The sequence below is a fragment of the Massilia sp. TS11 genome, assembly GCF_022012445.1.
Lineage (GTDB): Bacteria > Pseudomonadota > Gammaproteobacteria > Burkholderiales > Burkholderiaceae_D > Telluria.
In genome coordinates this window covers 190,355-204,119 of sequence record NZ_JAKLTS010000008.1, presented here as the reverse complement: position 1 = coordinate 204,119, position 13,765 = coordinate 190,355, and the positions used below count along the sequence as shown (strand labels likewise).

Below are 13,765 nucleotides of genomic sequence, written 5' to 3'. Positions count from 1 at the left end.
GACAGTGGTTAGTGTAGCAATTCCAGTGTTGATATACATTAAATTTATCGTATCTTCATTGGAATTGCGGCACCGGTGTTGTCCATCCCGAACACCGCGCGGACAATGTATTTACAGCCCGTAGTCGATCACCAGGGGCGCGTGGTCGGAGAAGCGTTCGTCCTTGTAGACGGCGACCTCGCGCGCGCGGGCGGCGATGCCCGGGGTGGCCACGTGGTAATCGATGCGCCAGCCGACGTTCTTGTCGTAGGCGGCGCCGCGCGCGCTCCACCAGGTGTACTGCTCGGGGCGCGGGTCGAGGCTGCGGTGCACGTCGACGAAGCCGAGCTCGTCAAACACGCGGCTGAGCCAGGCGCGCTCCTCGGGCAGGAAGCCCGAATTCTTCTGGTTCGACTTCCAGTTTTTCAGGTCGATTTCCTTGTGGGCGATGTTCCAGTCGCCGCAGATGACGACTTCGCGGCCCTCGGCCCGCAGCGCCTGCAGGTGCGGCAGGAACAGGTCCATGAAGCGGAATTTGGCCTCCTGGCGCTCGGGCGAGGACGAGCCCGAGGGGCAGTAGACCGAGATCACGCTGAGGTCGCCGACATCGACGCGCACATAGCGGCCCTCGGCGTCGAACTCGGGGCTGCCGAAGCCGGTCACGACCCGGTCCGGCGCCTGGCGCGAGTAGACGCCGGCGCCCGAATAGCCTTTTTTCTCCGCGTAATGGAAGGCGCCGTGGTAGCCGGGCGGGCTGAGAAACTCGGGCGTCATGTCGGGCTGCTGGGCCTTCAGTTCCTGCACGCAGACGAAGTCGGCCTGGGTGCCGGCCATCCAGTTGAAGAAACCTTTTTTATGGGCGGAACGGATGCCATTCAGGTTGGCGGAGATAATTTTGGGCATGGATCGGCAGGGTAAAATAGGGCTTTGACATGCACCAGCGAGGATACACGTGAGCAATTTGCGCCAACAGTTTATCGCCTTTTCCGTGGCCACGGGAGTGCTACGCTTCGGCGAATTCACGACCAAGGCGGGGCGCCAGTCGCCGTATTTTTTCAATGCCGGCCTGTTCCATGACGGCGCGACTCTGGGCCAGCTGGCGCAGTTCTACGCGCGCACCCTGCTCGATGCCGGGGTCGCCTTCGACATGCTGTTCGGCCCGGCCTACAAGGGCATCACCCTGGCCAGCGCGACCGCCGTGGCCCTGGCCCAGCTCGGCCACAATACCGCCTTCGCCTACAACCGCAAGGAAGCCAAGGACCACGGCGAAGGCGGCACCCTGGTCGGCGCCAAGCTGCAGGGCAAGGTGGTGATCGTCGACGACGTGATTTCGGCCGGCACCTCGGTGCGCGAATCGGTCGACCTGATCCGCGCCGCCGGGGCCGAGCCCTGCGCCGTGCTGATCGCCCTCGACCGCATGGAACGCTCGGGCAAGGATGGCGCCCTGTCGGCCGGCTCGGCTGTGCAGGAAGTGAGCCGCGAGTTCGGCATTCCGGTCATTTCGATCGGCAACCTCGACGATCTGCTCGGCTATATTTCGGCCGAGGGCGCCGACCCCGAACTGGCGCGCTACACCGAGGCCGTCAGCGCCTACCGCGCGCGCTACGGCGTATAAGCCACAGCCGCCGGCCACACTGCGCGGGCGGACATGAAACGGTGACAAGTTTCCGGTATGATCCGAAGTTTTCCCACGGATCCCACCGCGCCCATGAAACCACAACGCATGTCATTACACGCCCTCGCTCTGTCAGCCCTGTTCGCGGTACAGGCGGCCTGGGCGGCGGCTCCTTCGCCCACCCCGGCCCTGCCCAAACTGGTCGTCGTGATGGTCGTCGACGGCCTGCCGAACGAGCAGGTGCAGCGCTACCGCGAGCAGTTCGGCGCGGGCGGCTTCCGCCGCCTGATGTCCGACGGCGCCTACTTCAACAATGCCCACCAGGCCCATGGCGTGACGGTGACGGCGGTCGGCCATGCGGCCATCCTGACCGGCGCCTATCCCTATGTGCACGGCATCATCGGCAATAACTGGATCGATCCGAAGACGCAGGCGAACATGTACTGCACCGAAGATCCGGCCTACACCTATATCGGCGCCGAGACCAAGCCGAACGACGGCACCTCGCCGCGCAATCTGCGCGTGAACACGGTCGGCGACGAGCTGCGCTATGCGACCGGCAACCAGTCGAAAGTGGTGACCGTGTCGGGCAAGGACCGCGGCGCGATTCTGCTGGCCGGCAAGAGCGGCAGCGCCTATATGTTCATGGACCGCGGCGGCAGCTTCGCCAGCTCGACCTACTACATGCAGCAGCATCCGGCCTGGGTGCAGAAGTTCAATGCTGCGCGTCCGGCCGACAAGTACTACGGCAAGAGCTGGACCAAGCTGCTGCCCGAAAACGCCTACGCGCACGACGCCGACGACGATCTGATCGCGCCGCGCGTGGCCGGCACCGAGCGTAACCGCTTCCCCTTCACGATGGCCAGCGACAGTGGCGATCTCGACGAGAAGTACTACAACCGCCTGCGCGCCACGCCCTTCCTCGACGCGCTGACGCTGGACTTCGCGCGTGCCGCGATCGACGGCGAGCAGCTCGGCAAGAACCCGGCCGGCGTGCCCGACGTGCTCGGCATCAGCCTGTCGAGCCACGACTATGTGAACCACGCGTATGGCCCCGAGAGCCGCGCCTCGCACGACCACCTGCAGCAGCTCGACCGCCTGCTGGCCGGCTTCTTCCAGGACCTCGACAAGAAAGTCGGCCTCGAGAATGTGCTGGTGGTGCTGACGGCCGACCACGGCTTCCCGAACACGCCCGAGTTCTACCAGGCGCGCCATTTCGACAGCGGCCGCGTGGATGGCAAGAAGCTCAGCGCCGACCTCGACAAATTCCTCGAAGCCAAGACCGGTCTGAAGAAGCTGGTGCGCAATACCTCGCTGCCCAGTCTGCACCTCGACTATGCGCAGATCGACAAGGCCGGCCTCAAGCGCGCGGAAATCGAGCAAGCCGCCGCGCGCTGGCTGTCCGATCAGCCCGGCATCGCCGAGGCCTATACGCGCACCCAGCTCGAGAGCGGGAATGTGCCGCACACGCGCATCGGCACGCTCATGCAGCGCGCCTGGAACAGCAATAACTCGGGCGACCTCTTGATCGTGATGAAGCCCTACTGGGTGATCGGCTATGGCAAGAACGGCACCTCGCACGGCCTGCCGTATGCTTACGACACGAACGTACCGCTGTTCATCATGGGCAAGCGCTGGATCAAGCCCGGCAGTGTGGGCAGCTATACCGAAGTCGTCGATCTCGCGCCGACCCTGGCCTATCTGCTGCATGTGCGCCCGCCCGCCGGTGCCGAAGGCCGCGTGCTGACCGACGTCCTCAAATAAATCCCAAACGGTGTCAGGTCCGGCAATCGGACATCACCGAACTAAACGGCCCGCACGATGTCGCGCTTTAGCGTGACAATCGGCGGGCCGTTTAGTTCTGCCATGTCCGATTGCCGGACCTGACACCGTTCAGGATTAGCTGGCGAGTTTTTTCTTGAGTAGCTCGGTCAGCTGGGCTGGGTTGGCCTTGCCGCGCGAGGCTTTCATCGCTTGGCCGATCAGGGCATTGATGGCGGCTTCCTTGCCGGCCTTGTATTGCTCGACCGACTTGGCGTTGTTGGCGATGACCTCGTCGAGCAGGGCCTCGAGCGCGCCGGTGTCCGAAATCTGCTTCAGGCCCTTCTGCGCGATGATGGTGTCGGCCAGATCGGCGGCGTCCACGCCCGCTTCCCACATGGCGGCGAAAACTTCCTTGCCGGCCTTGTTGGAAATCGTGCCGTCGGCGATGCGTTTGAGCAGCAACGCGAGCTGGGCCGGCTTGACCGGCGCGGCGCTGAGCTCGACACCCTCGCGGTTCAGGGTCGAGGCGACGTCGCCCATCATCCAGTTGGAGGCGGCCTTGGCGTTCTCCTTGCCGGCCGCGGCCACCACGGCTTCGTAGTAGCTGGCCATCGCGCGCGAGGCGGTCAGCACCAGGCTGTCGTACTCGGGCAGGCCGTAGTCGTCGATGAAGCGCGCTTTCATCGCGCTCGGCAGCTCGGGCATCTCGCCCTGCACGCGCGCGATCCAGTCGGCGCCGATCACCAGCGGCGGCAGATCGGGGTCGGGGAAGTAGCGGTAGTCCTGCGCATCTTCCTTCGAGCGCATGGCGCGCGTTTCCTTCTTGTCCGGATCCCACAGGCGGGTCGCCTGCACGACCTTGCCGCCGTCTTCGATCAGCTCGATCTGGCGCCGCACTTCGTAGTGGATCGCTTCTTCCATGAAACGGAAGGAGTTGAGGTTCTTGATCTCGCAGCGCGTGCCGAATTCCTGCTGGCCGAGCGGGCGCACCGAGACGTTGACGTCGCAGCGGAACGAGCCTTCCTGCATATTGCCGTCGCAGATGCCGAGCCAGACCACGAGGCCGTGCAGGGCCTTGGCATAGGCCACGGCTTCGGCGGCCGAGCGGATCTCGGGCTCGGACACGATCTCCAGCAGCGGCGTGCCGGCGCGGTTCAGGTCGATGCCGGACATGCCGTGGTAGTCCTCGTGCAGCGACTTGCCGGCGTCTTCCTCGAGGTGGGCGCGGGTCAGGTTGACGGTCTTGGTGACGAACTGGCCGTCCTTCTCGTAGCCGAAGGTCAGCGCGCCGCCCTGCACGACGGGCAGCTCGAACTGGCTGATCTGATAGCCCTTGGGCAGGTCGGGATAGAAATAGTTTTTGCGCGCGAAGATCGAGCGCGGCGCAATCGTCGCGCCCACAGCCAGGCCGAAGCGGATCGCCCGCTCGACGGCGCCCTTGTTCATCACGGGCAGCACGCCCGGCAGGGCGAGGTCCACGGCCGAGGCCTGGGTGTTGGGCGCGGCGCCGAACTGCGTCGAACTGCCGCTAAAGATTTTGGACTGGGTCGTGAGCTGCACGTGGTTCTCAAGACCGATGACGACTTCCCATTGCATGTTCTGTTCTCGCTATTAAACGTTGGCGGGCGCGCGCGTGTGCCAGTCCGTGGCTTGCTGGAACTGGTGGGCAATGTTCAGCAGCTTGGCCTCGCCAAAATAATTGCCGATGATCTGGAGGCCGACCGGGCGCTGGCTGTTCTTCTCGCCCTGGCCGAAGCCGCAGGGGATCGACATGCCGGGCAGGCCGGCCAGGCTGGTCGAGAGCGTGAAGATGTCGGCCAGGTAGTTGGCGACCGGGTCGTTGGCCTTGTCGCCCAGATCCCAGGCGACGCTCGGGGCCACCGGGCCCATGATCACGTCGCAGTGCTCGCGGAAGGCGGCCTGGAAGTCGTTGGCGATCAGGCGCCGGATCTGCTGGGCCTTGACGTAGTAGGCGTCGTAGTAGCCATGGCACAGCACATAGGTGCCGACCATGATGCGGCGCTGGACCTCGGCGCCGAAGCCTTCGGCGCGGGTCTTCTTGTACATGTCGTTGAGGTCGCTGTAGGCGGCCGCGCGGTGGCCGTAGCGCACGCCATCGAAGCGCGACAGATTGGACGAGGCTTCGGCCGGGGCGATGATGTAATAGGTCGGAATCGACAGCGCCGTCTTCGGCAGCGAGATGTCGACCAGGGTCGCGCCCAGCTGCACGAACTGGGCGAGAGCGGCGCGCACGGCCGCTTCGACGTCGGCCGCCAGGCCTTCACCGAAATATTCTTTCGGCACGCCGATGCGCAGGCCGGCCAGCGGTTGATGGAGATCGCGCGTCAGGTCTTCCTTGTGGTTGCCTTGTTCGACCGTCAGGCTGGTCGAATCGCGCTCGTCAAAGCCGATCATCTCGTTCAGCATCAGGGCGCAGTCTTCGGCGCTCTGGGCGAACACGCCGCCCTGGTCAAGCGAGGAGGCGTAGGCGATCATGCCGTAGCGCGACACGCGGCCATAGGTCGGCTTGATGCCGGTGATGCCGCAGAAGGCGGCCGGCTGGCGGATCGAGCCGCCGGTATCGGTGCCGGTCGCGGCCGGCGCCAGGCGTGCGGCCACGGCTGCGGCCGAGCCGCCCGAGGAACCGCCCGGCACGGCGCGCTTGTCCCAGGGATTTTTCACGGCGCCGAAGGCCGAGTTCTCGTTGGACGAGCCCATGGCGAATTCGTCGCAGTTGAGCTTGCCCAGGTTGACCATCCCGGCCGCGCTCAGGCGCTCGACCACGGTGGCGTCGAAGGGGCTGGTGTAATTGGCCAGCATGTGCGAACCGGCCGTCGAGCGCCAGCCCTTGGTGACGAAGATGTCCTTGTGCGCCATCGGCACGCCGGTCAGGGGGCCGGCCTTGCCGGTGGCCAGACGGGCGTCGGCCGCGGCGGCCTGGGCCAGGGTCAGCTCGGGATCGACGTGCAGGAAGGCATTGATGTCGCTGGCGGCGATGCGCGCCAGATAGTCCTTGGCCAGTTCGGTGGCCGACACTTGCTTCGATTGCAATAGCGCGGACAGCGCCTTGATGGTGTGGTTATGCATGTTCGCTCTTATTCGATGACTTTGGGCACGAGGTAGAGGCCGTCTTCGGTCTTCGGGGCCGGGGCCTGGTAGGCGGCGCGCTGGTCGGTCTCGGTCACGCGGTCTTCGCGCAGGCGCAGATCGAGGTGCTCGAGGACGGCCGAGAGCGGCTGGGCCAGGGGCGCCACGCCCGTGGTGTCGATCGCCTGCATTTGTTCGGCCAGGGCAAAAATGCCATTGAGCTCGCCGAGGACGGTCTCGGCATGGTTGTCGTCCATGTCAAGACGGGCCAGATTGGCGATGCGTTTCACGTCGGATAGGGTCAGGGACATGGTGTGCAAAGCAGCTGTTGCAGCTGGGATAAGGTTGGTGAAGTTTTGATAAATGTCGTGATCCGGGCCGTAAAACCCCGCGAATCTCCGGCTTCTCGCAAAGACAAAGTGCCGTTTTTTCCGACAAAAGTCCACAGATTATAAGGTAGAATGGCAGGTTAATGCGTTGTCGGCGCTTTAACAGCCTGCCGCCGCATTCCAGAACGGGATCCGTTAATTATTTGTTTGCGCAAGTGTTTGCGCGTCAGGACACACATGTTTGGTTTTCTGCGTAGTTATTTTTCGAATGATCTGGCGATCGACCTCGGTACCGCCAACACCCTGATTTACGTGCGTGGCCTGGGGATCGTGCTCGATGAGCCCTCGGTGGTGGCCATCCGTCAGGAAGGTGGACCGAACGGCAAGAAGCAGATTCAGGCAGTTGGTAAGGAAGCAAAACAGATGCTCGGTAAAGTGCCGGGCAATATCGAAGCGATCCGTCCGATGAAGGATGGCGTGATCGCCGACTTCACCGTCACCGAGCAGATGCTCAAGCAGTTCATCCGCATGGTGCACGACTCGAAATTTTTCCGCCCTTCGCCGCGCATCATCATCTGCGTGCCCTGCGGCTCGACCCAGGTCGAGCGCCGTGCGATCCGCGAATCGGCGCTCGGCGCCGGCGCCTCGCAGGTGTATCTGATCGAAGAACCGATGGCGGCCGCGATCGGCGCCGGCCTGCCGGTGTCGGATGCGACCGGCTCGATGGTGGTCGACATCGGCGGCGGCACCACCGAAGTGGGCATCATCTCGCTCGGCGGCATGGTCTACAAAGGCTCGGTGCGCGTCGGCGGCGACAAATTCGATGAAGCCATCGTCAACTATATCCGCCGTAACTACGGCATGCTGATCGGCGAACAGACGGCCGAAGCCATCAAGAAAGCCATCGGCTCGGCTTTCCCGGGCTCCGAAGTCAAGGAGATGGAAGTCAAGGGCCGCAATCTGTCGGAAGGCATCCCGCGCTCGTTCACGATCTCCTCGAACGAGATCCTCGAAGCCCTGACCGATCCGCTCAACAACATCGTCTCGGCCGTCAAGAACGCCCTCGAGCAGACCCCGCCGGAACTGGGCGCGGACATCGCCGAGAAGGGCATGATGCTGACCGGCGGCGGCGCCCTGCTGCGCGACCTCGACCGTCTGCTGATGGAAGAGACCGGCCTGCCGGTGCTGGTGGCCGAGGATCCGCTGACCTGCGTGGTGCGCGGCTCGGGCATGGCGCTGGAACGCATGGACAAGCTCGGTTCCATTTTCTCCTACGAGTAAGACCTTGGCGGCCGCGGCCGCCCGATAGGAATACATGGAATACAGTCCACCGCCACTTTTCAAGCAAGGTGCCCCGGCGAGGGTGAAAGTGACGGTGTTCGCGCTGATCTCGATCGCATTGCTGATGATCGACTCCCACCTGCACACCTTGACCACGGTGCGCCAGGTGGCCGGGACATTGCTGTATCCGCTGCAAATGGTCGCCCTGCTGCCGGTCAAGGCCAAGGACGGGGTGGTCAACTATTTCACCAGCGTGTCCGAGTTGCAGGGCCAGGTGGCGCGTTTGCAGCGTCAGCAGGTCGAGAGCGCCTACACCCTCCAGCAATACCAGATGCTGCTCGCGGAGAACGCCCAGTTGCGCCGTCTGCTGGGCGCGCGCGAGCAGGTCGGCCTGAAGTCCCTGGTCGGCCAGATTCTGTATGACGCACGCGACCCGACCGCGCGCCGCATCGTGCTCGACCGCGGCACCACGGCCGGCGTGCACGTCGGCCTGCCGGTGATCGACCACCTGGGCGTGGTCGGTCAGGTCACGCGCGTGTTTCCCATGACCTCGGAAGTGACGCTGTTGACCGACAAGGAACAGGCCACACCCGTGCAGGTGCTGCGCAGCGGCCTGCGCAGCATTGCCTATGGCTATGCCGGCAGCCAGCTCGAACTGCGCCATGTGGCGCCGAACGCCGATGTCCAGGTCGGCGACATCATCGTCACTTCGGGCCTGGACGGCATCTATCCGGCCGGCCTGGCCGTGGCCAAGGTGCTGCGCGTCGATGCGGGCGGGCAGGGCGGTTTCGGCCGCATCATCTGCCAGCCGCTCGGCGGCGTCGAACGCAACCGTCAGCTGCTGGTGCTGACCGATCTGCCCGAACCGCTGCCGCGCCCGGCCGAGGACGATGGCAAGCCGGCCGCTTCGGCCAAGAAAGGCAAGGGCGCCAAGGCCGACAGCAAGGCCGAGGCCGGAGGTGGACGATGAACCAGCCGCAGTACATTCTGCTGCCGGTCAGCCCGCTGTTCATCGCGTTCTCGCTGGCGCTGGCCTTCATGCTTAATCTGATGCCCTGGGGCGCGCATGTCGGGGTGCCCGACTTCGTCGCCCTGGTGCTGGTGTTCTGGGGTATCCGCCAGCCGCGCAAGGTTGGCATCGGCGTGGCTTTCTCGATGGGCCTGCTGATGGATGTGCATGCGGCCGCCCTGCTGGGCGAGCATGCGCTGGCCTACACGCTGCTGTCGTATTTCGCGATCATGCTGCACAAGCGCGTGCTGTGGTTCCCGGTGACGACCCAGGCCCTGCATGTGCTGCCGCTGATGGCCATGACCCAGCTGGTGCAGGTGCTGGTCGAGTTCATCGTCTCGGGCCGCTTTGGCGGCTTCCTGCACTTTATCGACAGCTTTGTCTCGGCCGCCCTGTGGCCGCTGCTGACCGTGCTGCTGATGGCGCCGCAACGGCGCGCTGTCGACCGCGACCATACGCGCCCCCTGTAAGCGACCATGACCGAGTTTAAGAATACCGAACAGGAACTGCATCAGTTCCGCGTGCGCCTGACGGTGCTCGGCGGCTTTGTGATGCTGTGCTTCCTGGCCCTGATCGGCCGCTTTTTTTACCTGCAGGTGTATAAGCACAATGATTTTCTGGCCGATGCGGAAGGCAACCGCATCGCGCCGGTGCCGATTGTGCCCAATCGCGGCCTGATCCTCGACCGCAATGGCGTGGTCCTGGCGCGCAATTACTCGGCCTATACGCTCGAAATCACGCCGTCCAAGTTGCGCGCGCCGCTCGATCAGGTGATCGATGAACTGGCGGCCCTGGTGGCGGTCGAAGCCAAGGACCGCAAGCGTTTCAAGCGCCTGCTGGAGGAGTCGAAGTCCTTCGAATCGATCCCGCTGCGCAACCGCCTGAGCGACGAGGAAGTCGCGCGCTTCGCCGCCAACCGCTACCGCTTTCCCGGGGTGGAGGTGCAGGCGCGCCTGTTCCGCCAATATCCGCTGGGCGAAATCGCCTCGCATGTGATCGGCTATATCGGCCGCATCAATGCCGCCGAGAAGGATGCGCTCGAAGAATCGGACGACGACAATAATTACCGCGGTACCGACTACATCGGCAAGGAAGGCCTCGAAAAGAGCTACGAGAAATACCTGCACGGCATTACCGGTTACGAGTCGGTCGAGAAGACGGCGCGCGGGCGCGCGCTGCGCACGCTGTCGCGCAAGGATGCGGTGCCGGGCAATAATCTGATTCTGTCGATCGACATCGAACTGCAGAAGGTGGTGGAAGAGGCCTTCGGCGAATTCCGCGGCGCCTTTGTCGCGATCGAACCCGAAACGGGCGATATCCTCGCCTATGTGTCCAAGCCCGGCTACGACCCGAATCTGTTCGTCGACGGCATCGACAGCCAGAGCTGGAACGAACTCAATACCTCGCTCGACCGGCCGATGGTGAACCGGCCGCTGTCCGGCACCTATCCGCCGGGCTCGACCTTCAAGCCCTTCATGGCCCTGGCCGCGCTCGAACTGGGCAAGCGCACGCCGACCCAGGGCATCGCCGACCCCGGCTTCTTCGTGCTGGGCGGCCACCGCTTCCGCGACGACAAGCCCGAAGGCCATGGCTTCGTCGACATGTACCGTTCGATCGTCGCCTCGTGCGACACCTATTACTACCAGCTCGGGGTCGACCTCGGCATCGATGCGATCGCCAATTTCATGCGCCCCTTCGGCTTCGGTTCGCTGACCGGCATCGACCTCGAACACGAGAAGGCCGGCGTACTGCCCTCGCAGGAATGGAAGCGCGAGCGCTTCAAGAAAAACAAGGCGGCGCAGAAATGGCAGGGCGGCGACACCGTGTCGGTCTCGATCGGCCAGGGCTATAACAACTACACGCCGCTGCAGCTGGCCAATGCCATGGCCATCCTCGCCAACAATGGCGTGATCATGAAGCCGCACCTGGTCAAGATCATCGAAGATCCGCTGAGCAAGAAGCGCAGCCTGACCGTGCCCAAGGAAAGCGGGCGGATTCCGCTCAAGCAGGAGAACATCGACTTCGTCAAACGCGCCATGGTCGGGGTGATGACCGAGACCTTCGGCACCGGCTACGCGGCCTTCCACACGGCGCCCTATCTGGCCGGCGGCAAGACCGGTACGGCCCAGGTTGTCGGCATCAAGCAGAACGAGAAGTACAACGCCAACACGATTGCCGCCCACCTGCGCGACAACGCCCTGTTCATCGCCTTCGCCCCGGCCGACAAGCCGAAGATCGCGCTGGCGCTGGTGGTCGAGAACGTCGGCTTCGGCGGCACCTATGCGGCGCCAATCGCGCGCAAGGCGCTCGACTACTATCTGCTGGGCATTCGTCCGGACAAGAAAGACGCGCCCAAGATGCCGCGCGAAGACGCCGTGCTGCGCAGCGTCGACGAGGCCAAGGGCGATGTGCCGACCGAGCACAAATCGGGCGGCGAGACCCCGGGCAATAAGGAGTAAGCCATGTCGATCCACAAGACACCCCTGCTGACCCGGCTCAAGCCCTATTTCACCGTCTTCGATGGGCCGCTCGCGCTGTTCGTGTTCCTGCTGCTGTCGACCGGCCTGATCACCCTGTATTCGGCCGGCATCGATTTTCCCGGCCGAGTCGAAGCCCAGCTGCGCAATATCGCGCTGGCCTTCTTCATCATGTGGATCGCCGCCAATATTCCGCCCCAGACCCTGCAGCGCATGGCCGTGCCGATCTACACGTTTGGCGTGACCCTGCTGATCGCCGTGGCCGTGTTCGGCGTGGTGAAGAAGGGCGCGCGCCGCTGGCTGTATGTGGGCGTCGACATCCAGCCGTCCGAGATCATGAAGATCGCCATGCCGCTGATGCTGGCCTGGTATTTCCAGTACCGCGGCAGCGTGCAGAACTGGAAGACCTTCGCCGTCGCCGCCGTGCTGCTGGCCGTGCCCGTCGGCCTGATCGCCAAGCAGCCCGACCTGGGGACCGCGACCCTGGTGCTGGCGGCCGGCTTCTACGTGATTTTTCTGGCCGGGCTCGCCTGGAAGGCGCTGGCTGCGCTGTTCATTGCCGGCGCCGCCAGTCTGCCGATCATCTGGTCGCTGCTGCACGATTTCCAGCGCAACCGCGTGCTGACCTTTATCGATCCCTCGCACGATCCGCTGGGCAAGGGCTTTCACATCATCCAGTCGATGATTGCGGTCGGGTCGGGCGGCCTGTCCGGCAAGGGCTGGCTGAAAGGCACCCAGGCCCACCTGGAATTCGTGCCCGAGACCACGACCGACTTCATCTTCTCGGTCTACTCCGAGGAGTTCGGCCTGGTCGGCAATCTGATTCTGGTGATCCTGTACTCGCTGCTGATCGGGCGCGGCATGATCATCGCGGCGAATGCGCCGAATGCGTTCACGCGCCTGCTGGCCGGGGCCATCACGATGATCTTCTTCACCTATGCCTTCATCAATATGGGCATGGTCAGCGGCCTGGTGCCCGTGGTCGGCGTGCCGCTGCCCTTCATCAGCTATGGCGGCACGGCGCTGATCACGCTCGGGCTCGGGACCGGGATACTGATGAGTATCCAGCGCCACCGCAAGCTGGTGCAGACCTGAAGCAGGCGGGCGCCATGCGCATGTTCCGATCGGCCGCCAGTCTGTGTGCGCTTGCCAGCCTGCTGGCAGCCTGTGCCAGTGTGCCGACGCCGGCGCCGCGCAGTCCCGCGCCTGCGCCCACGCCGGCCGCGCGAACGCCGGCCGTCACCCCCGCGAACGTGCCGAGCCAGGACCCGGCCACGCCGACCCTGCCGGCTGCCAATTCCGGGCGCGGGGGCTACTACAAGGACGACGGCCCGGGCGAGAATCCGCCGCCGAATCTGGTCGACATGCCCGATGCCGACGTCAAGCTCGAGCCGCTGAACCCGCGCACCAATCGCCCGTATGTCATATTCGGCAAGACCTATACGCCGCTGGGCGAATACGACCCCTATGTGCAGGAAGGCGTGGGCAGCTGGTATGGCAAGAAGTTCCATGGCCAGCGCACGTCCTCGGGCGAGCCCTACGACATGTACAAGATGACGGCCGCGCACCCGCTGCTGCCGATTCCCTCCTACATCCGCGTGACCAGCCTGGAGAGCGGCAAGACCGTGGTGGTGCGTGTGAACGACCGCGGGCCCTTCCATGCGGAGCGCATCATCGACCTGTCCTACACGGCCGCGCTCAAGCTCGGGATTCTCGGCAAGGGCAGCCACAAAGTGCGGATCGAGCGCATCCTGCCCGACGAGATCCGGCGCATTGTGGCGGCGCGCAGTGGCGGCGCCAAGCCGCCGCCCGAGGTCGAGCGCCTGATGCTGGAGGACAAAGTTGTCGACATGGCCGCGGCGGCCGTGCCGCGCATCACGACCAGTGCCTTCTATCTGCAGCTGGGCGCGTATGGCAAGGTAGAGAATGCCCAAGCGGCCAAGCGTCGATTCGAGCGCCACGGCGGCGCGCTGAGCAATGTCGAAATGGTCGCCAATGGCAGCATGCAGCGCCTGTACGCCGGCCCCTTCGCCACGCGCGAAGAAGCCCAGCAAGCCGCCGACGCATTGCCCCCCAGCCTCGGCGTCAAGCCCATCGTCATCCAGCGCTAGAAACGGAACGGTGTCAGGTCCGGCAATCGGACATGCTGGAACTTTGCAGCGCACATCCTGTCGCGCAGGTGGCGCGCGACCAAGGCTCGGCCGAGAAGTTCCAGCATGTCGGA

12 protein-coding genes are annotated in these 13,765 nt (G+C 64.5%); 8 read left to right on the top strand and 4 right to left on the bottom strand.

All coding sequences use genetic code 11. The annotated features are described in order from the left end of the window. Positions 1 to 111 precede the first annotated feature (111 nt). The gene (locus LZ005_RS14215) at positions 112 to 882 is read right to left on the bottom strand and encodes an exodeoxyribonuclease III (RefSeq protein WP_237808732.1); all 771 of its coding nucleotides are present in this window, start codon (positions 880 to 882) and stop codon (positions 112 to 114) included. A 49-nt stretch (positions 883 to 931) separates the two neighbouring features. Between LZ005_RS14215 and pyrE the strand changes: the two genes are divergently transcribed. Together pyrE and LZ005_RS14205 are read left to right on the top strand one after the other, a co-directional pair. Beyond that, a complete protein-coding gene (gene pyrE, locus LZ005_RS14210) occupies positions 932 to 1,594 on the top strand; it encodes an orotate phosphoribosyltransferase (RefSeq protein ID WP_237808731.1) in 663 nt (220 codons plus the stop codon). 108 nt (positions 1,595 to 1,702) lie between these two features. Beyond that, a complete protein-coding gene (locus LZ005_RS14205; protein WP_237808730.1) occupies positions 1,703 to 3,358 on the top strand; it encodes an alkaline phosphatase family protein in 1,656 nt (551 codons plus the stop codon). Between the two features lie 135 nt (positions 3,359 to 3,493). On the opposite strand, the gene gatB is transcribed toward LZ005_RS14205, so the two are convergent. From gatB to gatC, 3 genes are read right to left on the bottom strand one after another with little or no spacing between them, the layout of a single operon-like run. After that, the gene (gene gatB, locus LZ005_RS14200; RefSeq protein WP_237808729.1) at positions 3,494 to 4,954 is read right to left on the bottom strand and encodes an Asp-tRNA(Asn)/Glu-tRNA(Gln) amidotransferase subunit GatB; all 1,461 of its coding nucleotides are present in this window, start codon (positions 4,952 to 4,954) and stop codon (positions 3,494 to 3,496) included. Positions 4,955 to 4,969: 15 nt separating this feature from the next. Next, positions 4,970 to 6,445, bottom strand: a complete 1,476-nt coding sequence (gene gatA / locus LZ005_RS14195; RefSeq protein ID WP_237808728.1) for an Asp-tRNA(Asn)/Glu-tRNA(Gln) amidotransferase subunit GatA — start codon at positions 6,443 to 6,445, stop codon at positions 4,970 to 4,972. A gap of 8 nt (positions 6,446 to 6,453) precedes the next feature. Then, a complete protein-coding gene (gatC, locus tag LZ005_RS14190) occupies positions 6,454 to 6,756 on the bottom strand; it encodes an Asp-tRNA(Asn)/Glu-tRNA(Gln) amidotransferase subunit GatC (protein WP_237808727.1) in 303 nt (100 codons plus the stop codon). A 255-nt stretch (positions 6,757 to 7,011) separates the two neighbouring features. On the opposite strand from gatC, the gene LZ005_RS14185 reads away from it, so the two are divergent. The 6 genes from LZ005_RS14185 (at position 7,012) to LZ005_RS14160 (ending at position 13,652) form a co-directional block, all read left to right on the top strand. Continuing rightward, a complete protein-coding gene (locus LZ005_RS14185; protein ID WP_237808726.1) occupies positions 7,012 to 8,055 on the top strand; it encodes a rod shape-determining protein in 1,044 nt (347 codons plus the stop codon). A 94-nt stretch (positions 8,056 to 8,149) separates the two neighbouring features. Beyond that, entirely contained in the window at positions 8,150 to 9,025 is an 876-nt protein-coding gene (gene mreC / locus LZ005_RS14180; protein ID WP_237808725.1) for a rod shape-determining protein MreC, read from the top strand. After that, positions 9,022 to 9,534 (top strand): rod shape-determining protein MreD, encoded by a 513-nt coding sequence (mreD, locus tag LZ005_RS14175; RefSeq protein WP_237808724.1) that lies wholly within the window; start codon positions 9,022 to 9,024, stop codon positions 9,532 to 9,534. Before mreC ends, mreD begins: the two co-directional genes overlap by 4 nt. Positions 9,535 to 9,540: 6 nt before the next feature. Next, on the top strand, positions 9,541 to 11,523 hold the full coding sequence (mrdA, locus tag LZ005_RS14170) for a penicillin-binding protein 2 (RefSeq protein ID WP_237808723.1): 1,983 nt from the start codon (positions 9,541 to 9,543) through the stop codon (positions 11,521 to 11,523). A 3-nt stretch (positions 11,524 to 11,526) separates the two neighbouring features. Continuing rightward, complete coding sequence (gene rodA / locus LZ005_RS14165; protein ID WP_237808722.1) at positions 11,527 to 12,636, top strand: rod shape-determining protein RodA; 1,110 nt, start codon at positions 11,527 to 11,529, stop codon at positions 12,634 to 12,636. Between the two features lie 14 nt (positions 12,637 to 12,650). Continuing rightward, on the top strand, positions 12,651 to 13,652 hold the full coding sequence (locus LZ005_RS14160) for a septal ring lytic transglycosylase RlpA family protein (RefSeq protein WP_237808721.1): 1,002 nt from the start codon (positions 12,651 to 12,653) through the stop codon (positions 13,650 to 13,652). Positions 13,653 to 13,765: the final 113 nt, after the last annotated feature.